This window comes from Paraburkholderia sp. CNPSo 3274, assembly GCF_024206475.1.
Lineage (GTDB): Bacteria > Pseudomonadota > Gammaproteobacteria > Burkholderiales > Burkholderiaceae > Paraburkholderia.
In genome coordinates this window covers 1-19562 of the sequence record NZ_JAMBPR010000105.1, presented here as the reverse complement: position 1 = coordinate 19562, position 19562 = coordinate 1, and the positions used below count along the sequence as shown (strand labels likewise).

Here is a 19562-nt window from a genome sequence, read left to right as displayed (position 1 = left end):
GTCACCATCAACTCAGGCACGACTGTCACGGGCGGCAGCGGCGGAAACGGTGGCTTTGGCGACCCGAGCACCACCGCTGGTGGCGGTGGCGGCGGCGGCGGCGGCCAGGGCGTGCTAATGACGTCTGGCGGCAGTCTCTCGAATTCGGGAAATATCCGCGGCGGTGCGGGTGGTGGTGGCGGTAGCGGCGGCAGCACCACCGCAGGCGGAAGCGGAGGCGGTGGTGGCGACAGCGTGGTTGCCACAGGTGCGACGATCATCAATAGCAACACTATCAGCGGCGGCAACGGTGGCGCTGGTGCGGCCGCCGGCTCCGAAACCGGTCCCGGCGGTAACGGTGGCAGCGGCGGTGCTGGCATCAGCGGCAGTAGCCTGACCATCACCAATACCGCGACCGGCACCATTGCCGGCGGCAACGGCGCTACGGGAGGTGCCGGTACCGGCAGCGGCGCCCACGGCACTGTCGGCAACGGCGGTGCCGGCATCACTGGCAGCAACCTGACCATCATCAACGGAGGCACCATTGCTGGTGGCATGAGCGGCGGCGGTACCCAGGCGAATGCGATCACCTTCACCGGGGGCACCAACAGCCTGGAAATCGACGCAGGCGCAAACGAAAGGATTACCGGCAATGTGGCTGGTACCGGCACCAACACGTTCATCCTTGGCGGGGTGACGAGCAGTACCTTCAATGTGTCGCAGATAGGTGCCCAATACCAGGGGTTTTCCGCCTTCCAGAAGACTGGCACCAGTACCTGGACACTGACCGGCGCAACCGCGACGACCACTCCCTGGACGATTTCGGCTGGCATGCTGCAGCTGGGCAATGGCACCGCCAACGGCTCGATTTCCGGCAACATCACCGACAATGGGGCGCTGGCCTTCGATCCGGCGACAAGCACGACAACGACCTACGGCGGAGTGCTTTCCGGCACCGGAACGGTCAGCCAGATCGGCCCCGGCACCACAGTTCTGACGGGCGCCAATACCTACAGCGGCGGCACGACAGTCTCCGCCGGTACGCTGGCGTTGGTCGGCAGCGGCAACATCGCAAGCTCCAGCAACGTGAATCTGACCGCTCCGGGCACGGGCTTCGACATCAGTGGTGCGACGGGCAACCAGACGATCCAGGACCTGTCGGGTGTCGCTGGCAGCACGGTGCTGCTGGGAGCCAACACCCTGACAGCTGGCGCTGCCAACAACACGACCTTTGCCGGCACGATCACCGGCAACGGCGGACTGTCCAAGGCAGGTACGGGCACACTGACGCTGAGCGGTGCGGATACCTACACGGGCGCAACCACCATCAATGCCGGCACCCTCGCGCTGGGTGCGGGCGGCAGCATTGCAAGCTCCAGCGGTGTGACTCTGGCCGCGTCAGGGACGAGCTTCGACATCAGCGCGGCGACAGGCAACCAGACGATCCAGGACCTGTCGGGCGTCACTGGCAGCACGGTGCTGCTGGGAACGAACAGCCTGACTGCGGGCACGGTCAGCAACACGACGTTTGCCGGCGTGATCTCGGGTAGCGGTGGGCTGACCAAGGCCGGCACTGGCTCGCTGACACTGAGCGGGGCCAACACCTACTCGGGCGGTGCGACGAATGTCGCAGCCGGCACCCTGGAGGTGGACGGTACCCTGGCCAATACGGCAGTGACCGTCCAGGCGAACGGCACGCTCAAGGGGACGGGCGCGATCAGCGGCACGGTCACCGTGCAGAGTGGCGGTACGCTTTCGCCAGGCGACAGCCCCGGCACCCTTTCGGTCGGCTCGCTCGCGCTCAATAGCGGCTCGACGTCAGTCTTCGAACTGAGCGCACCGGGCGTCGTGGGCGGGACGGGCAACGACCTCGTCAGCGTCGGCGGCAACCTGACGCTCGGCGGCACGTTGAGCATCGCCGGTGCGCCATCGGCCGGCTACTACCGGCTGTTCAACTACGGCGGCACGCTCTCCGGCAGTTATGCGCAGGTCAGTGCAGGCAGCTTCACGCCCACCGTGCTGACCAACATCGCCAGCCAGGTCAACCTCTCGCTGCTCGGCAGCGGCCAGCTGATGCAATTCTGGGACGGCACTGACCAGACCGGCAATGGCGTCGTTGACGGCGGCACCGGCGTCTGGAACAGCACCAACACCAACTGGACCGGCATGCCGGGCCAGGCGGGCATCAACGATCAATGGCGCGGCTCGGTTGGCGTTTTTGCGGGGGCATCGGGCGGCGCAGTCACGGTCCAGGGCACGCAGACCTTCGACACGCTGCAATTCTCGACCAATGGCTACACCCTGTCCGGCGGCAGCCTGACGCCGGGGCCCGCGACGGGAACGCTGAACGTGGACGGCGGCATCACGGCCACGATCGATTCACCGATTGACGGCAGCGGAAAGAATCTTGCCAAGGTCGGCAACGGCACGATGCTTCTCACCGGAACCAATAGCTATACCGGCGGCACCACCATCAGCGCCGGCACGCTGGCGCTGTCCGGCACCGGCTCGATCGGCACCTCCAGCGGCGTGGCCGTGGCCAGCGGTGGCACCTTTGACATTTCCGGCACGAGCGCCGGTGCCTCGATCACGACACTGTCCGGCAGCGGGAACGTCGCGCTGGGTGCGCAGACGCTAACCCTGTCGAACGCCCATGACACCTTCACCGGCGCGATCGTCGGCTCGGGTGGACTCACTGTGGCAGGCGGCTCGGCTACGCTGGCCTCGGCTGGCGCCGAATCCTACACCGGCCCCACCACGGTCTCCAACGGCGCAACCCTTAGTCTGGCCTCACCGGGCGTAAGAACACCCATAGGCTCAACCACCTTTAACGTGAACGGCCCCTCGACGCTGATTGTTGACCCGGTGAACGCGGAAGACATTCATGGAACAGTGACGTTCGATGCGGTGGGGGGCGGGACACTTGATTTCACCGGGACCGGCAACAATGGGGGCGTGGTCATGAACGGTGGCTTGACCATTGTCGCTTCCGGCGGGGCCCAGGACAACGTAGCCAATCCCTCCGGCACCGGCCTGAATCTGAACGGTAGAAGGCTGACACTGAACACCATTGGGCCCGCCAGCAGCCTCCTTGTCAGCTCATTGCTATGGAACACCGGCAGCGTGACCAAGACGGGCCCCGGCACAGCAGTGTTGACTGCCAATAACGCGACTCCCAGCAACACCTACACCGGCACGACGACGCTCAGCGGCGGCACGCTCGTTATCGGCAACAATTCGGCGTTGGGTACGGGCCCGTTGGCCATGGCCGCTGGCACCACCCTGTCATGGCTGAGCGGTAACAACTATACGGTTGGGAACAACATCACCCTGACCGGCGATCCGGATTTTACGCCGCCGGCGGGAACCACCCAGACCCTGACCGGGGTCATCTCGGACGGTAGTGCTCCCGGCGTGCTCAATGCGCTTGGCCCTGGCACGCTGGTTCTGGCCGGCACCAACAGCTACACGGGCGGCACAAACGTCAATGGCGGCTCCCTGTATATCAACGGCGACCAGACGGCCGCCACGGGTGCGACCACGGTCGCCAGCGGCGCGACGCTGGGTGGCACCGGCATCATCGGCGGAAGCGTCAGCGTGACCGGTGGCACCCTCGCACCTGGCGGCGCCGCGGGGGGCATCGGGACCCTGACTATCAAGGGGGATCTTGGCCTCACCAGCGGTTCGACCCTCGACTACAGCTTTGGCCAGTCCACTGTGCCGGGCGTTCCGCTGAATGACCTGACCGTAGTGAAGGGCAACCTGACACTGGATGGCACGCTCAACGTCGCCCAGTCACCGGGCACCACGTTCGGGCCGGGCGTTTACCAGGTTTTCTCGTACGGCGGTGCGCTGACCAACAACGGACTGGCGCTGGGCACCCTGCCAGCGGGGACCACCGCGGTGGTGCAGCTCTCGGTGCCCGGCGAAGTGAATCTGGTCAACACGACTGGCGTGACCTTTACCTATTGGGACGCCACGGGAAACAGGAACAGCGGCGGCATCGACGGTGGCAGCGGCACCTGGCAGAGCCCTATCGGCAATGACAACTGGACCAACACCACCGGCACCCTCAACGCGCCGTGGGCGAACGGAAGCTATGCAATTTTCGAGGCGGTGCCGGGCACAGTGATGGTGGACAACAGCCTTGGCCAGGTCAGCACCTCAGGCATGCAGTTCGCGTCCAATGGCTATGTCATCAATGGCGGGCCGCTCACGCTGCTTGAGACCACGGCGGGATCGGGTGTCACGACCATCCGTGTCGGGGATGGCACGACCAACGGCGCGGGCTATACCGCGACCATCGACTCAGTGCTGCAGGGCAGCACTGAGCTTGAGAAGACCGATCTGGCCACACTGGTCCTTGCCGGGGCGAACACTTACACGGGTGGCACCGCGATCAACGGCGGCACGCTGCGGGTTTCCGCCGACAACAATCTCGGCGCGGCAACGGGCAACCTGAGCTTCGACGGTGGCACCTTGGCGGTCACCGGTTCGGGCTTCACGTCAGCACGCAGCACGACGCTCAACGCCGGCGGCGGCACGATCGATGTCGCGCCTTCCGGCACGTTCACGATGAACGGCGTGATCGGTGGCGCGGGCGCGCTGGCCAAGACAGACACCGGTACGCTGGTGCTGGGAGGCACCAACACGTATGCGGGCGGCACGGCGATCGGCGGCGGCACGATGCAGGTCTCCGCCGACAGCAATCTCGGCGCGGCAGCGGGCAGACTAAGCTTCGACGGCGGCACGCTGGCGGTCGCCGGCCCGGGCTTCACCTCGGCACGCAGCACGACGCTCAACGCTGGTGGCGGCACGTTCGATGTCGCGCCTGCCGGGACGCTCACGATGAACGGTGTCATCGGTGGCACGGGCGCCCTGACCAAGACCAATACCGGCACGCTGGTGCTTACCGGCGCGAGCACCTACAGCGGCCCCACCACCGTGCAGAACGGCACGCTGACCGTCAACGGCTCGATCCAGTCACCCACCACGGTCCTGCCGGCCGGAACTCTCGCCGGCACGGGCACGGTGATCAGCAACGTGCTCAACCAGGGCGTAGTCTGGCCCGGCAATCCGGTGGCCGGGGATACCGGCTATGGCGCACTGACCATCCGCGGCAACTACAGCGACCCGCAGGGGCAGGTGGTCTTCAACACGTTCCTGGGTTCGGACGGTTCGCCGTCGAGCCGTCTGGTGCTCGACGGCGGGTCCACAAGCGGGACGAGCGCGGTGGTCGTGCATCCCACTGGCACCAGCGGAGCGGAGACCCTGAACAACGGCATCCGCGTGATTCAGGCCGTCAATGGCGGCACCACGGCGCCTGGCGCTTTCGTGCTCAATGGAGAGTTGCGTGCCGGCGCCTTCGACTATCGCCTGTTCCGGGGCAGTGTCGACAGTAGCGCTCCCCAGGACTGGTTCCTGCGCTCCGACTTCATCGTGCCACCAACGCCGGTCACGACAACCCCTGTCGTGCCACCGCCGCCGCAATCGTTGTTGGGGGAACCAGACGGCATCCCTGCGGGCAATACCCTGCCTCTGGACCCATTGCCGGACGCACTACCGGCGGCCAAATATCCGATCATCGGACCGGAACTTGCCACCTACTCGGTGGTGCAGCCCATCGCTAGACAGATGGGCCTCACGATGCTGGGTACCCTGCATGAGCGCATCGGCGACACGCTGACCGACGCGCAGGGCGGCACCGGCGACGCAGGCTGGACCCGTTCCGGCTGGGCGCGCCTGTTCGGCCAGCAGATCGACAACCGCTACCAAACCTTCACCAACGCCAGTGCCGACGGTCACCTGCTCGGCTTCCAGGCAGGCGTGGATGTCTGGCGCGGCAGCTTCCTGCCGGGCCATCATGACGCCACCGGCGTCTACTTCGCGTACGGCAACAGCAATGTCGACGTCAGCGGGCTCGTGACCAATGCGGCCGCGACCGCATACGTGCCTTCCAGCACCGGCACGCTGAGCCTCAATGCGTATTCCGGCGGCGCCTACTGGACGCACTATGGTCCCGGCGGCTGGTACATCGATGCGGTGCTGCAGGGCACGTACTACAACGGCAATGCGACGACGCAGAACGCGCGGCTGCCGGTTTCGGGCTCCGGAATACTCACGTCGCTGGAAGCGGGTTACCCGCTCGCGTTGCCGCTCGGACCCGCATTCGTGCTGGAGCCGCAGGCGCAGATCATCTGGCAACATGTCGGGCTGAACGAGGCCAATGACGGGCTCGGCCCGGTCGATCCGGGCTCCACCTCAGGCGTGAGCGGGCGGCTGGGCGTGCGAGGGCAATGGACCATCGAGCGCTCGAATGGCGAGGTGTGGCAGCCGTATGTGCGCGCCAATCTCTGGCGAGACTGGGGCGCCCAGGCCACGACCACGTATTCCGGGGGTGATCAGGTGCCGCTGTCGCAGCAGGCGACGCGTATGGATGTGGCCGCGGGGTTCACAGCGAAGCTGGAGACGCGTATGAGCATATATGGCCAGTTCGGCTATCAGTTCTCGGTCAACAGTTCAGCGAGTGGACAGCGCAAGGGTGTCTGGGGCGATGTGGGTATCAGGTACGCGTGGTAATGGTTCGGACTCCAATTGTTCTAATGCTGCCGGTGCCTGTATGTCACGATCGGGCAAGACCGACAGCTGAATGACTCTTGCGCAGAAACCTGCGGACGTTCAGTTGCGCGGGTCGAACGTCGCGTCATGGCCGCATAGAGTCCACCCCCGGCCGCGGAGATGGCCTCGGGCGCGCGCGGTATGCGAAAGGCATAAGCGACCCTTCTGAGACATACGCCAGAATTCGGCAAGGCGACCGCTTCCGAGAGCGTGTCGGACATCGGCGACGAGATGCAGGCGCAGATCACGGCAAAGCGCGACTAGATCGCCGAGGGGCGCCGGGGTATTCATCAGTCCGGCCTCGGCGTGTTGTCACACGAACGGAAGAGGCGCACCTGAAGTGCGCTTCCTTTTCTGTGTCCGCCTCGACTCAGCGCTCGGCTTGCTGCTGCGTGAGGTACTTGTCGAGCGCGTCCATTGTTCCGCCCCAACCTTGAGACATGCTGGCGTGCGACGCGTCGAAGATGGCTTCCTCGGCTTCACTGGCGTCCAGAGCGCGCCACTCAAGGTGCATTAACGTGCCACCCTCGACTTCGCTGAGTGTCGTCGTCGACAGCGTATAAAGCGGCCATTGCACGGACATCGGATGTCGCGTCACTCCGCCTTCGGCATCACTGAACTGCACGACGACGACAATTCGCTCGGGGGGCGTCAATTCGCGGAACGTCCACTTGCCCCACATCGCGGGAGCGTCGGGCACGTCGCGCGGTTTCATCGCGTAGTGAAAGACGCCACCGACACGCGCATCCACTGTGCAGTGGGACATTTCCATCCCCGGTGGGCTCATCCACGTACTCAAATGCTCAGCTTCAGTCAACGCGGCGTATACGAGTTCGCGCGGCGCAGCGAAGCGGCGCTCGATGACGAAGGGAGCGGAAACTTTGTCAGTCATTGCGGCGAGTCTTCCTGGTTCGGGTTGAGGAAACTTTGGACGTAGTTTTCGGCGCGGCCTTTCCGTGGGGGTCCTTGATAGGCCTCTGTTGCAGTTGCTGCAGGTAGCTGTCGAACTGGTCGAGACGCTGTTCCCACAGGGCACGATACTGCAGTGCCCAGTCAGCGGCCTGCTTGAGCGGCGCAGGCGCGATGCGACAGGGGCGAAACTGGCGGTCGCGCCCCTGAGTGATGAGGCCGGCCCTTGCGAGAACGCGTAGGTGCTTGCTGATAGCCGGCGCACTCATATCGAAAGGGCCGGCCAAATCGCCAACCGTCGCTTCGCCTTGCGCCAGCCTGGCGAGGATGGCGCGCCGCGTCGGGTCAGCCAGTGCGGCAAATGTGACGCTGAGGTGGTCCACTTCCAATAACTTTCCAAATTGGTTAATTAGCCGATAGGTTAATCATGTCTCAAGCCAAATCCGCTTGTCATGCTATCCCTGCAGGGTCGGCCCAGTCCGGATGACGCGTATCGGTTGCACAGCCGACATCAGGGTGTCTCGGCGCGAGCACCGACCAACGTCGGCTTCATGGCCGCACAGAGACGTTGCCGCATCGCAGGAGCCCGGCCAGCACGAACACTCGGGCGGTCCCGGCCCTGCTTACGACACAAGCGCCTACCTCTCATGATTCGGCCGCTGCCCGCCGCGCGTTTCCCGCCGACTTCAGTCAGGGCCTCGCATCCTCTGGCTTGGGGCTCCTGGCCTCAGCAAAGCGGCTTTGTACCGCGACGAGTTGGTCATCAGTGGTCGCCACCAGCCACAACCGTGCGTGCTCCGAGATTTGGCGGTTGTGGTCCTTCAACGGGCCCATTGCCGCGGCGGGCTTCCAGACCACGGGGGCAATTCGGCTGCTCCTGCCCGATGGCGCACCCACCAGTAGGCAGTATGGCCCAAGAGGAAGCGAGACAAACGGAAGGGCCGGACTAGCGCGCGTGCGCCAGTCGATGAACGGCGCCTCGCTGATGAGCAGGGGCGTGGGCAAGCCGTAAAGCACACTGAAATCGTACAGCGCCAATTGCTCGCGCATGCCCGCGTAGATACGTCGGATATCGTCGACAACTGCAGCGCGGATTTCATCCTCGAACATGGGTTCTTGCGCATAGCGTGCGGCGGCCGCCTGGGCGCTCAACTGATATGCGCTGAACAGGCCGAGTTCCATGCAGTCCTGCACTGCGCGCTGGACCTCTACGATAGTGCCGGCTTCCTCGGGCCTGCCTAACTGCGCTGCCCTCAAAAACCGGGCAAGCCCCGCCTCCTGGATCGCAGGACCTTCCACAGGCGCATCGTCGTCAGCATCCTTGTCGAGCGGCACGTAAATGTATTCTTCGGCCGCGAAGCGCGACTTCTTGCCGTCGTCAAACTTGATTTCGCCATCTGTGTAGTCCAGATATCGAGTACCGATTCGGCCATGCTCCCAAACCCAATTCTTCAGAAGCGGACGTAGCGGATGCAGTCTGTCTTGATTAGCCATTGGAGCCTCCAGGTGCCCCAGTATAGATCCACATGACCGCTTGCTACGTCGGGGAGGGGACATGGCATCAAATCTAACCAGTGGATCGGCCTTTTCAAATCAGGTTATGGGTCTCTGCTGGCCAGGCACAGACTGGCCAGATCGGCCGCCGTGCAGATGGACGATATTCGACCCCTTAGAGACATCGAACGACGCCGCGTCAACGCCCGATCCCGGTTCCTTCCTGGACGCGCGAGTAAATTGCATTTGCTGGTTGGCGAATGCCGACACGGCTGGCCCGGCTGATTTTTCCACAACCACCGTCTGGTCGGCCCTGCGTCGTGGGCAACTCGCCGGCATTTCCATGGACCCGCTGTTTTTGGAGCGACCGGGAATTAATCGTGCTTCGCAACGCGGAACATCACTCCATCGATGACCCCGCCGAACCGGCGCTCCCGCCATTGGCGTGCAGCAATCCTGTCTCGAGGCACTGCCGCGGCACACCTCCGTCGCCAGGGAATCACTCGTGTCCGTTGATGGTTGTATCGTTTGAACAGCGGCTGTTCAAACGGCCAATGCAGTCTACGACAACCACGCAGAGGCTTTTCATGCATCGAATGATTACATATCGAAGTTTCGAAATTCACGTCGAGTTGGCTCCGGTTGCCAAAGACATGTTCGACGTGACCGTTCAGATCAAAGGCGGCGCGAACCTCAATGTCCTCGGGGCGCGGGGAGACCGCGTGCTCCTGCGCAATGGTCCCTTCACTGAACGATGGGCCTACCTGGTTGGCGAAATCGCTGGACAAGCTGCAATCGACGTGTTGCTTGGGCCGGTGGATTGATTCGCTCCCTGCCGGCTCGGCGCGCAACGCTTATCACGCTGCGCATGCAAGTTTGCGCTCGCAAAAGTTCGTCGCCTTGCAAACAGCGGGCGGGGCGCATCTGCAGACGATCACCGACGGAGCGCAAGCGACAGTAACTGGCCAACAGGCAGTTCGACGTCCCACGTGCTATAAGCAAGCGACTGTCGCCAGACGGTCGGGTAGCGTAGGCCGCAATGAATGTGTCACTGCCTTCGGGACGGCGGCGGGCGGCAGATCGGTCTCGAGGTGACACTTTTGCGTTCACTCCGAGCGCAATGAAAGCGTCACTTCGCCGGCTATCACTGATCCTGGCGGGGTTCTCTTATTCGCTAAATCGATCAGAGGTGTAGTTCAAGGGATGGGCATCGGCCGTGCCTTTGGATGGAACATGGCAAGCCGAAGATACTTGAGGTACCAATGCCCGAACGAGTAGTTCCGCCGGTCGTGTGGTGCCAACATCTTGACAAGGTCATAACGATTCGTGAGAGCCTGAACCGGCGGGTCCACAAAGACAGTGGTTCCTGTGATGTGGGACATGATCGACCTTGCCACATGGGCGTAGGCCCAAGGCGTCGAGGTATTTGTCTCAAGCACGCCGGGCGCCAGGAGAAAGAGGTTGGGGGCGTCGATTGAGCGAAAGACGGAGTAGCAGCGAGCGGAGATCTCATTCAGCCCACTCGCCTTTGTAAGCGAATCCAGCCCCAGATAGCCAAGGTCCATGGCGTACCCGGTTCCCCAAAGCAACAGGCCCGTCCCGATCTCGTCACCGTTCGAGAGGCGAATCGTCTTGCCGTGGACGGACTGGACTTCACCGCGGTGGCGCTCGATGCTGCGGAAGCCCTGGATCATGCGTGGCCGGCCTGGAATGATTTGATCGCGACGGATGTCGAAGTCGCCCTCCGGCATGATCTCCGTGATTCCGGCCTTCTTGTACCTTGCCCGCAAGTCCTCATTGATGCGGCGGTTCATCGCGCTCGTGGAAAGACCCAGCATCTGGTATTTCGCTAACAGGCGTACGTCAGTCCCGAGATATTTGACCTGGCGTGTCGGGCGCATCCACTTGGTAGAACGATAGATCCACGCAATGCTGCTCGCCTGGTATGCGAAGCATAAGTCAAGCAGGTCGTACGCCGATGCGCCGCCACCCACGACAGTGACGCGCTTGCCTCTCAACTCTTCCGGATTGCACAGTTCGAACGAGTGATACTCGGCGATAGACGAATCATTCCGCTTGACCTGCGGTACGACGGGGCGATTGTGTCCGCCTGTGGCAGCGATAAGCCACCTCGATTGATACAGGGCTCCCTCTGTCGTCACTTGCCAGCCGTCTCCGCAGGACTGTGCGCTCGTGACCGGTGCATTGAGGACGATTTGAGGCGCGAGATCGAACCGTTCAACCCATGCTTCGATGTTGCGCAAAATACCCGGCTGCCTTTCGTCGGACAGCGGGACATCGCCGAGCGTCCAGTCTTACTTGCGAAACTGGATGTCCTGCCACGAGGGAAGATCACGCCACAGCCCGCCGATACGCTCCCGGCGCTCCAGGACCAGAGTCTTGAGCCCGGCGTCTTTGGCGTACTTCAGGCAGATAACGCCGCCGATGCCACCGCCAACGATAACCAAATCGAAATCCGAACCTGTGGCCATGGATGTGGAATGTGCAAAATGTCCCTCACTCTGGATCCCAGAACGACTTGCAGGTCATGATGTGTTCCTCATACAAAACGTCATGGGGCCTAATAGGGAAGCAAACGAAATATTCCTGAAAAGTGTAGGCGGCGAATGCTGCAGCGATATTCACGACGTTCCCGTTGAATTGCCTGCCCGACGTTGCGCAAAGGGATCATGGGTCGACTGCGTGACCGCCGTAAGCCGCGCGCGGAGGACCGTTGTCCAGGTGGACGCGACGTTTGAGTGTCAGCTCGAAAGCGTGGCTCTACGTCCGTTGACGGCCGGACAGTGCCATTGCTCCCGATCCGCTTCCAGGTGTCGGCACCTGATTCAGTTGTCGTCGCTTCTGGACGGGAGATGCTCGTGAGGCTCAGGCTCCGCCGCGTCGGCGTCGGGAAGGTCGTCCGGGGCCGGATTTTGCAGGCCCTTCGGATCGGGCTGGCGAGTCGTGCTGGTGGAAGTTTGCGCGGGGTCGAGGGAGGCGCCCGTCGGCTCACTGGTTGGATTCGACGTCATGATGTGCTCCTGCGCTGATGAAGGCAGCTTCCCATCATGATAGTCTGCTTAATCGCCTTACGCTGATGACCCGATTCCGATTGGGCTTCTTGGCTGCACAGCTAAACAAGCGGAAATCGCTAATCATCCAAAGGCAAGTAGCCGAGATGGTCCATCGAAGACTCGCCGCGATCGGACTCGACGATTCAGCCAGCGCGCGGCAGCACCGCGATGCCGAGGCGGCGACTCAGCCTGCGGTCCGAATCGAGGAGAGCGCGCGGGCCGAGATCCAGGCGCTGCAGGCGCAGTTGGTGACCACCGCAGTACGATAGGCGTCCTCGAAGGGCGGGTCCCCTCCGCGTTCGTGGCCGGTCTTGGTCGTGAATACTCATTTGACGGCGGTAAGCGTTGCCATTCGTCGACACCGGTTAGCGAGTGCCCGCAAAGGGATGTGCGGCCGCCCCACGGCTCCCGATCATATACCGTCAGCTGAGGCCGATAACCCGTCCGACGTGATCGTGACACGAAGGTCTGTTCTTTTGGGGGGCAGCCGCTTGAGTGGCCGGCCAAGCCTGAAGGCGAACGGCAGAGGAGGCCGACACCGGAAGTCCGGCGTGTGAATTGCGCAACCGCACGAGTCCGTCTAGAAGTCCGCGCTCATCCGAAGTGGGGCAGACTGGATGCGTGGGCACACGCGCTCTAGAGCGTATATTTAAATAAGTAGTCCTGCTATTTCGATAACAAGGCTTATCTTAGTGTAGAGGGCGCGCTATTCTCGGTGGGTGACACGCACGCCGCACAAGGTGACGGCGAGGTATGCGGGACGGCCATCGAGAGCCCAGTAGCACTAACAGCGAAATTCGACCTGGTCAAAAAGGCGAACCTCGCGTTTTCCCGCTTTACAACGCCGGGCCCTGTCAGCCGTCATCTCGATACGAAAGGCTACGAAGTCACCACTGGCATCGGTCCAGATCTGATGGAAGGTGCTCGGGCTGCCGTCTCTGGAATGATCGACATTCTGATGCGACTTCGAAGTAGACGAGGTCATGCGGAAGTCTGTCCAGAAAACCGGAATGTTCAACAAAACACCCCAAAGATTGGATCAACGGCCAATTTTTGGGGTGCAATTCACTAGCGGGGCTTTTCTTTGTCTGGGTAATGCGTCCACTACCCCGGACTTGTGAACCTGCGATTAGAACCTGTGGTACATGCCAACGTTGGCTTGGACCTGGTTGCTGCCCGATGCGGTGTTGCCGAAGTCAGCAGCCGAAGCCTGAGCGCCCAGAGCATGGACGTAGGCACCCATGACGTATACCGAGGTGAGCTTCGACAGCGCATACGTAGCACCCAGCGACGCCTGGTTGATTGAAGCCATCGTGCGACCCTCAGCGGCTTGCGCAGGCGTGGCTGCCGAACCGTAGACGTACGTGTATCCAGCAGCCAGCGACAGCGCCGGGGTTGCCTGGTACTGCAGAAGGGCACCCACTACGTTGAAGTGGATCGATGCCTGGCCATCGTTGCCTTCATATTGAGCGTTCGAGTACCGCAGGCCAGCCGTGTACGGACCAAATTGGTATTGGCCAGCGATTTGAGCGATGCCCGCGCTCTTGAACGCATTGCCACCGTAGTAACCCGAACTCGGATAGCCCAGAGCACCACCGAACGACGGTTGTGCCGTTGCGTTCTGCCAGCCATTCTCACCCTGGTTTGCAGCATGGAAGTAGCCGCCAGCGACCGTCAGACCACCTTGAGCATAGTCCGCAGCCACCGACCACGATTGACCCGAACCCATAGCACCGGCAACGCCGCCGAACGAGTACGCGCCTTCAGCCTGGAAACCCTTGAAGATAGGCGAAATGTACTTTACGGCGTTGTTCTGGTTCGTCGTGTTGTCGTTGTTGTCCACGTCGCCCGGGGTCGAGAATGTCGAAGCCGAAACGGCATCGCCTGTCAGGCCTTGAACCATTTCCGTCACGGCGTCGATCTGGCGACCCATACGCAGGGTACCGTACTGGTCCGACGTGAGGCCTACGTAGGCCTGGCGGTTGAACAGCGAACGCGAGGAGCCAATGGGGCCCTGGCCGCCGATGCCGCCGGTAGCAATGTTGAAACCATTTTCGAGCTTGAAGACTGCCTTGAGGCCGCCGCCGAGGTCTTCCTGACCCTGGATGCCCCACTTGTTCGAACCTGAGGCACCGCCATCGAGGCTGACCTTCGAGTGGCCATCGACGTTCGAGGTGTAACCGATACCTGCGTCGAGCATGCCGTACAGGGTGACCGACGACTGTGCCATTGCTGCCGAGGATGCTGCGAAAGCGGCAACAGCGATAACGCTTGCCTTGATGTTGCTGTTTTTCATCTGTATTTCAGTGTCCCTGAATCTTTTGGATTTATTTGTTGCTGCGCGCCGGAGAATAAGGGACCTCGTACAACTCAAGAAACGGAAAAAAAAGACTGTCGCAAAAACGTAACAAAGGGCGCAATGGCTTGTGCGGGCGGGCGATCGATGGACTATTCCGTGTTTGCAATGCCGGATTGTCTCTTTGTATTGTTACTAAATTTGATATAAATCGGGTCATATTCACTTGAATGGTGCGTGAGCTAGCGCCGTGCCAGCCGGTCCGTAGGGTGCCGCGCCAGGCGCGGCGGCGTCCGGCGGCTGCAGTCATGGCGATCGCGGCGCCCGCTGCCCAGCAGCACTGAACTCCATGGATGACGCTTGACGAAAGGATCGACGGCCGCAACCGGGCGGCCCGCATGGACTAGCTTCAGCGCAGCTGCGTAGGTCGCGTCGTCCCCCATTTCTGCCATCGAGCGGCGCAGTAGCGGGCTTGTGCCGTCATGGGGCGTGAAGCATCTGTCGTAGCGTTCACGCGTGTCGCAACGTGCAGCGGCGACGACGACGCTACAGTCGCTGCGGATGCCAGCGCTTCAGCGGTATTACCCGCCGGGTTTCCTGTTCGAACGGACGAAGCGGACAAAGTGGACCTTCAGACGCCTCGCACAGGCAAGGCGCGATGTGTGCTTGGAGAAAGAACACAGACGTTCTCCTGCAGCGTCAGTCATAGGTGAAGGCCCGCTGATCTCCGCGCGCCCGATCGTCGCCGCCTTTCGTCACACGCCTTCGACGAGAACGGCGCGATAGCGCGCGCCCTTGAACCGGTGCTGCGCGATCTCCTGATACGCCGGGCTGTCGTACCACGCGCGCGCGGCCGCCGTCGACGGAAACTCCACGATCACGACGCCCTCTGGCGCGTCGCCCTCAAGGATCTGCTGACGTCCGTAGGCAGCGAGGATCTTCACGGGATGACCTTTAAAGGTCTCGCCCACCTTGCTTTGATAGGTGTCGAGCTCACCCTGATCCAGCGTGCTTTCCTTTGTGAAGACGATATAAGTCGGCATGGCGTACGCTCCTGCGGTGGTGTGAAGGTGCAGGTGATGATGCCATGGAACCGCATTGGGACCTCGCTACGCAGCTTCGGCACAAGTGTCGACCCGTCGCGTGGGCGAGAGAACCCCGTGATCCTCGCAAACAAACATTCGCGAGGCGATCATAGGGGGCAGCTTCCTGGCCGATCTCCCGCCGCGCGTCGATTCTGACGGTCTCACGTACTGGTAACCAAACTTCCGATACAGGTCGACGTGCCGGTCCTTGCACATCAGGTGAATGGTGGCTTTGCCCATCGCTCGCATCCTGCTCACGAAGGCCTCCATCAGTAGAGTTGAGTAGCCCTTGCCTTGCTCGGCGGGGTCTACGACGACTGACATAATGACGACGTTTGGCGCCGCTGCATCGTGCCCGACGAGCTCCTTGAATGCTTCGTCCGACATCACGACATCGTAGGCGCACCCCGAGTTAATGAAGCCGACGATCCGGCCGCTCCGTTCCATCACGAGGAAGCCTTCCGGGTACTGGGCGATGCGCGTCGCAATTTTCTCCCGCGTTGCCGCCTTGTCGCCCTCATAGGAGGAGATCTCGATTTCGTAGCAGCGGTCGGCGTCGGTCGGTGAGGCCGCGCGAAAGTGGATGTCGTTGGTCATGAAAGTCGCCAGTTCAGCAAAATATCAGCCTCGGATCATAAGATCCGTGGCGCATTCATGCGCTGAATTGTCTTCAGCGAAGGCTGCATGATATGCAGTTCGCCAGCTTAGCGGCGTGCATAATGTGCATCTTCGAAAGATAAAAATGCAGTGTGCACAGTTTCTACCTCTATCACCATACGTCGGCCTGATGAACGTCCGTAGGTGTCGCACCTCGCCGTGCGGCCTCACCCATCCCCATCCATTGTCTGGCCGCTCCGAAGACTACATTTACTTTACATCGCTACCACGACAAAACTTAGAATGACCGGCCGGGCTTATTTGCGCGCTCTCTGGCCGCGAGGAAGCCCGTGCGTTTCTTCCCGAACAACAGGCAACAAGTTATGAAAACGAGGACTGATCGCCGCACGGATATCGCGGGTCAGCGCAGTGGTGATCAGCAAGGGTTTGCGTTTAAGAGAGTGATCGTCGTGGTTGCGATGCTCGGCCTGCTAACCACACTAGTCGCCTTGAAGATCATGAGCGGCCCCGAAGGGGTGAAGCGTGGCGCTGCGAAACAGGACATCGACATGATCATGGAAGCGCTGACGCGCTACCACCGCGACAACGGCCGATATCCAACCCAGGAGCAAGGCCTGCGGGCGCTGACCGAGAAACCTGCTACTAATCCGGTGCCGATCTTCTGGAAGGACGGCGGCTATCTCCAGCGTTTGCCGAACGATCCATGGGGTAACGCGTATCGGTATCTCAATCCGGGCGTGCATAGCGAGATCGACGTATTTAGCTACGGCGCCGACGCAAAGCAAGGCGGCGAAGGCAACGATGCCGATACAGGATCGTGGGAATAGCCTGCCCCTTTCACGGCTCGCACAGTCCATAGTGTGTTGCATCCACCGGTTGAATCCGCAAGAGTTGAGCCGACATTGGGATTCAATAGCGTGCGAGGGAGACGGGCTATCCGTGTGCATATCAAGTACCTGCAGCACGGGTTGCCCGAGCGGCCGGTTAGCGTCCCGGGATCACTCGCCCGATGGTGAGGAAGCCTCAACCGCGGGCAGCGAAGGTGACCACAACCAGAGCCGAAAAGACCAGCGCCGGGGCGAGATGCCGGAATGGCTCTCGATTTCGCACCAACGTGAAGAGCGCGCCGATCATGATCGCGCCGGCCAACGTCAGGCCTAAGACTCTGGTTTGTTGTCCAACAAGAAGTGCCGCACTGAGCAACTCGAGTGCGCCACAGAGCAACTGAAACCATGCCGGATAACCCCAGCGTGCGAAGTCGCGCTTCACCGCGCCGGGTCTTGCGAGATTGACCACGCCAGCAACCGCGAACAGAACCGCGACGATCATCGCGAGGGTCGATTCGAGAGACGCACTGTTCCACGCCATCGTCATGCTCCGTTAGTTTGCTGAAAGTGATTTTGTGCAGAGAGGTCCGCAATCAGGCCGGGGCCATGGGGTTTCCACGCAAGAACTCGCTGGGCATGCTGGCCGCTTACTGTCTGGTCGAGCGCCAGTGCGTCAGCGAACGGTCCAAGCGATTTGCGGGCATCGTCGAGCGGCCAGAGTTCGACGCGATCGGCGCCGACCGAGGCCCGAATCGCTTCACCCATTTCGGAAACGGCAACAGCCTCTTGCGCGACCACGTTGAAGATCTGTCCCGTGACTCGACCGTCTCCGCTTGCCGCCAGCTCCACCGCGCTCAGGTAAGCCGTGGCGAGATCATCGACGTGAACGGCAGGCCAGTGATTGTGACCATTGCCGACAACCCTCACACTGCCAGTCTGACGGGCCATCCCGGCAAGCATGCCGAAGATGCCGCCGCCGTAGCCGTGCACCATCGCCGGCCTGAGAATCACCGCGGCAATCGAACGGCTCGCTGCTAGCGCCTGCACATATCGCTCCACTGCGGGCCGCCAGGCGACGAGTGGTGTCGGGTTCAGCGCCGATGCTTCAGTCGCGGGCTCCCCCGCCGTATTGCCGTAGACCCAGGTGCCCGACGTATAGACAAACGCCGCGCCCGGTTGCAATTGAGAAAGCATCGCTACAACCGCGGCCTCATCGGCAGCAGCGGCAGAAGCATCGTTGGTCGACGCGGTGTGCACCACGCCATCAGCAGCACCGGCAGTTGCAGCGAAAGACTGTGGCTCACACAGGTCGCCGGAATGCAGTTTCACACCGAGACGTGCCAGCGCGCTTGCGGCCGCCGACCCGTCCTGGCGCACCAGCGCCGTCACCCGATGGCCGAGGCTGATTGCCTTGCGCGCGACCGCTTGCCCGATGTAGCCAGTACCGCCTGTAATGAACAGTTCCAAAGCGTTCTCCCAACGATTGCCTGCGAAGTTGGACAGCCATACAAACGAGACCAGCAAGTCTCGTTCGTGGAAATGTAGACGAGACTGCCCAGTCTTGTCAACTGTCCGGCGATCTGGTATTTATTTCGCATGCACGCTTCCTCTCTTCCTGGCCTGAGCCCGCTGCAACGCCGCAAGCGGTCTGCCATCCTCGACGGCGCGAAAACCGTTTTTTTAAGCCAGGGTTTCGGCCTGGCAACGATGGACGATGTCGCGGCGGCCGCTGGCGTCGGCAAACAGACGGTCTACCGTCACTTCAGGTCAAAGGAGGCGCTCTTCGTTGGCCTGGTGAGTTCGATGTGCGCTCAGGTAGGTGGGCTTCTTGCCAGCGCTCAGGGCGACCAATCCGATGGCTCACCCGAAGTCGAGTTGCGCGAGTTGGGATGGGTGTTGGCACAAATCCTTATCGTGCCGGATTATCTGCGGCTTTACCGGGCCGTCGTTGCTGAGGCCGAGCGTCTTCCGGAACTCGGCCAGGTGTTTTACGAAAATGGTGCAAAGGTCGTGCGTGCCGTCGCCGCAAAAATTCTGCGAAAACGATTTGACGAATCGACTGCAACGTTGCGGGCAGCGACATTCGTTCAGTTGGTACTAGGCGACGCGTATCTGGAACTGTCCATTGGCTACACGGTGCCCGATGTTGAAGCGCGCTTTGCGCTGCAGATCGACGAGGCGGTGGCGGCTGCACTTCGCTAAGAGCGCCGCATACGATGTCGAGCCTGAATCGACGAGGGGCGACGGGGTATTCGACAGTCCGGCGGCGTGCTTCACACGAATGGAAGAGGCGCACCTAACGTGCGCTTCCTTTTTGTGTCCTTGGCGAGTCTTCCTGGTTCGGGTTGAGGAAACTACTGATCCTCGTGCCAGAGGTAGCGGTCTCTGGCAGGCGCGATGGCAGGGGACGGCTCGGGTCTGTCATAGATTTTGTGTTCAAGGCATAACATGTAGCTCAAGGAGCATGTATGCCACGCAAACCCAAGACAACTACCGAAGCGCAGACAGCGTTACCGTCCATTCCGAAGGAGCTGATCGACCAGTTCGTGAAGGGACCCATGACCGCCGAAGCGGTGCACGCCGCTTCAGCCGCGTTCAAGAAGGCGCTGATCGAGCGGGCGCTGGGTGCCGAACTTGGACACCATCTGGGTTATCCGGCGGG

General features: G+C 61.8%; 16 protein-coding genes and 1 pseudogene. 6 read left to right on the top strand and 11 right to left on the bottom strand.

All coding sequences use genetic code 11. The features are described 5' to 3' along the window. Positions 1-234 precede the first annotated feature (234 nt). The gene (locus M3I54_RS39640) at positions 235-6558 is read left to right on the top strand and encodes an autotransporter-associated beta strand repeat-containing protein (protein WP_254345547.1); all 6324 of its coding nucleotides are present in this window, start codon (positions 235-237) and stop codon (positions 6556-6558) included. A 409-nt stretch (positions 6559-6967) separates the two neighbouring features. Here M3I54_RS39640 and M3I54_RS39635 read toward each other — a convergent pair whose 3' ends face one another. The 3 genes from M3I54_RS39635 to M3I54_RS39625 form a co-directional block, all read right to left on the bottom strand. Then, positions 6968-7489, bottom strand: coding sequence for an SRPBCC domain-containing protein (locus tag M3I54_RS39635; RefSeq protein WP_254345546.1), 522 nt, complete (start codon positions 7487-7489; stop codon positions 6968-6970). Continuing rightward, a complete protein-coding gene (locus M3I54_RS39630; protein ID WP_309249679.1) occupies positions 7482-7889 on the bottom strand; it encodes a metalloregulator ArsR/SmtB family transcription factor in 408 nt (135 codons plus the stop codon). Before M3I54_RS39630 ends, M3I54_RS39635 begins: the two co-directional genes overlap by 8 nt. Positions 7890-8196: 307 nt before the next feature. Then, on the bottom strand, positions 8197-9000 hold the full coding sequence (locus M3I54_RS39625; protein ID WP_254345543.1) for a hypothetical protein: 804 nt from the start codon (positions 8998-9000) through the stop codon (positions 8197-8199). A gap of 587 nt (positions 9001-9587) precedes the next feature. Between M3I54_RS39625 and M3I54_RS39620 the strand changes: the two genes are divergently transcribed. Next, positions 9588-9824: a hypothetical protein gene (locus tag M3I54_RS39620; protein WP_254345541.1), complete on the top strand. Its 237-nt coding sequence runs from the start codon at positions 9588-9590 to the stop codon at positions 9822-9824. A 372-nt stretch (positions 9825-10196) separates the two neighbouring features. Here the strand turns inward: M3I54_RS39620 and M3I54_RS39615 are convergent, their stop codons facing one another. From M3I54_RS39615 to M3I54_RS39605, 3 genes are all read right to left on the bottom strand, one after another. Next, positions 10197-11264, bottom strand: a complete 1068-nt coding sequence (locus tag M3I54_RS39615) for an NAD(P)-binding domain-containing protein (RefSeq protein ID WP_254345540.1) — start codon at positions 11262-11264, stop codon at positions 10197-10199. Positions 11265-11315: 51 nt separating this feature from the next. Continuing rightward, positions 11316-11492 (bottom strand): NAD(P)-binding protein, encoded by a 177-nt coding sequence (locus M3I54_RS39610; RefSeq protein WP_254345539.1) that lies wholly within the window; start codon positions 11490-11492, stop codon positions 11316-11318. Between the two features lie 354 nt (positions 11493-11846). Then, positions 11847-12032 carry a hypothetical protein gene (locus tag M3I54_RS39605; protein ID WP_254345538.1) on the bottom strand — a complete coding sequence of 62 codons (186 nt, stop codon included), beginning with the start codon at positions 12030-12032 and terminating at the stop codon, positions 11847-11849. Positions 12033-12789: 757 nt separating this feature from the next. Here M3I54_RS39605 and M3I54_RS39600 point away from each other — a divergent pair. Then, entirely contained in the window at positions 12790-13146 is a 357-nt protein-coding gene (locus M3I54_RS39600; RefSeq protein WP_254345537.1) for an acetamidase/formamidase family protein, read from the top strand. Between the two features lie 57 nt (positions 13147-13203). Here the strand turns inward: M3I54_RS39600 and M3I54_RS39595 are convergent, their stop codons facing one another. The 3 genes from M3I54_RS39595 to M3I54_RS39585 form a co-directional block, all read right to left on the bottom strand. Then, positions 13204-14370: a porin gene (locus M3I54_RS39595; RefSeq protein WP_254345534.1), complete on the bottom strand. Its 1167-nt coding sequence runs from the start codon at positions 14368-14370 to the stop codon at positions 13204-13206. 755 nt (positions 14371-15125) lie between these two features. After that, positions 15126-15413, bottom strand: a complete 288-nt coding sequence (locus M3I54_RS39590; protein ID WP_254345533.1) for a DUF1330 domain-containing protein — start codon at positions 15411-15413, stop codon at positions 15126-15128. 66 nt (positions 15414-15479) lie between these two features. Then, the gene (locus M3I54_RS39585) at positions 15480-16052 is read right to left on the bottom strand and encodes a GNAT family N-acetyltransferase (RefSeq protein ID WP_254345532.1); all 573 of its coding nucleotides are present in this window, start codon (positions 16050-16052) and stop codon (positions 15480-15482) included. A 383-nt stretch (positions 16053-16435) separates the two neighbouring features. On the opposite strand from M3I54_RS39585, the gene gspG reads away from it, so the two are divergent. Continuing rightward, positions 16436-16900: a type II secretion system major pseudopilin GspG gene (gene gspG, locus M3I54_RS39580; RefSeq protein ID WP_254345548.1), complete on the top strand. Its 465-nt coding sequence runs from the start codon at positions 16436-16438 to the stop codon at positions 16898-16900. 196 nt (positions 16901-17096) lie between these two features. On the opposite strand, the gene M3I54_RS39575 is transcribed toward gspG, so the two are convergent. Together M3I54_RS39575 and M3I54_RS39570 are read right to left on the bottom strand one after the other, a co-directional pair. Then, positions 17097-17441 (bottom strand): DoxX family protein, encoded by a 345-nt coding sequence (locus M3I54_RS39575; RefSeq protein ID WP_254345529.1) that lies wholly within the window; start codon positions 17439-17441, stop codon positions 17097-17099. 2 nt (positions 17442-17443) lie between these two features. Then, complete coding sequence (locus M3I54_RS39570; RefSeq protein WP_254345528.1) at positions 17444-18424, bottom strand: NAD-dependent epimerase/dehydratase family protein; 981 nt, start codon at positions 18422-18424, stop codon at positions 17444-17446. A 72-nt stretch (positions 18425-18496) separates the two neighbouring features. Between M3I54_RS39570 and M3I54_RS39565 the strand changes: the two genes are divergently transcribed. Together M3I54_RS39565 and M3I54_RS39560 are read left to right on the top strand one after the other, a co-directional pair. Then, entirely contained in the window at positions 18497-19102 is a 606-nt protein-coding gene (locus tag M3I54_RS39565) for a TetR/AcrR family transcriptional regulator (RefSeq protein ID WP_254345527.1), read from the top strand. Positions 19103-19368: 266 nt separating this feature from the next. Continuing rightward, positions 19369-19562: pseudogene (locus M3I54_RS39560) on the top strand (IS256 family transposase); the annotation flags it as partial.

Excerpts from the sequence above, each read along its gene's own strand:
- M3I54_RS39590 (WP_254345533.1), bottom strand. The coding sequence starts at position 15,413 with ATGCCGACTTATATCGTCTTCACAAAGGAAAGCACGCTGGATCAGGGT.
- gspG (WP_254345548.1), top strand. The coding sequence starts at position 16,436 with ATGAAAACGAGGACTGATCGCCGCACGGATATCGCGGGTCAGCGCAGT.
- M3I54_RS39625 (WP_254345543.1), bottom strand. The coding sequence starts at position 9,000 with ATGGCTAATCAAGACAGACTGCATCCGCTACGTCCGCTTCTGAAGAAT.
- M3I54_RS39610 (WP_254345539.1), bottom strand. The coding sequence starts at position 11,492 with ATGGCCACAGGTTCGGATTTCGATTTGGTTATCGTTGGCGGTGGCATC.
- M3I54_RS39565 (WP_254345527.1), top strand. The coding sequence starts at position 18,497 with ATGCACGCTTCCTCTCTTCCTGGCCTGAGCCCGCTGCAACGCCGCAAG.
- M3I54_RS39635 (WP_254345546.1), bottom strand. The coding sequence starts at position 7,489 with ATGACTGACAAAGTTTCCGCTCCCTTCGTCATCGAGCGCCGCTTCGCT.
- M3I54_RS39605 (WP_254345538.1), bottom strand. The coding sequence starts at position 12,032 with ATGACGTCGAATCCAACCAGTGAGCCGACGGGCGCCTCCCTCGACCCC.
- M3I54_RS39575 (WP_254345529.1), bottom strand. The coding sequence starts at position 17,441 with ATGGCGTGGAACAGTGCGTCTCTCGAATCGACCCTCGCGATGATCGTC.
- M3I54_RS39585 (WP_254345532.1), bottom strand. The coding sequence starts at position 16,052 with ATGACCAACGACATCCACTTTCGCGCGGCCTCACCGACCGACGCCGAC.
- M3I54_RS39595 (WP_254345534.1), bottom strand. The coding sequence starts at position 14,370 with ATGAAAAACAGCAACATCAAGGCAAGCGTTATCGCTGTTGCCGCTTTC.
- M3I54_RS39620 (WP_254345541.1), top strand. The coding sequence starts at position 9,588 with ATGCATCGAATGATTACATATCGAAGTTTCGAAATTCACGTCGAGTTG.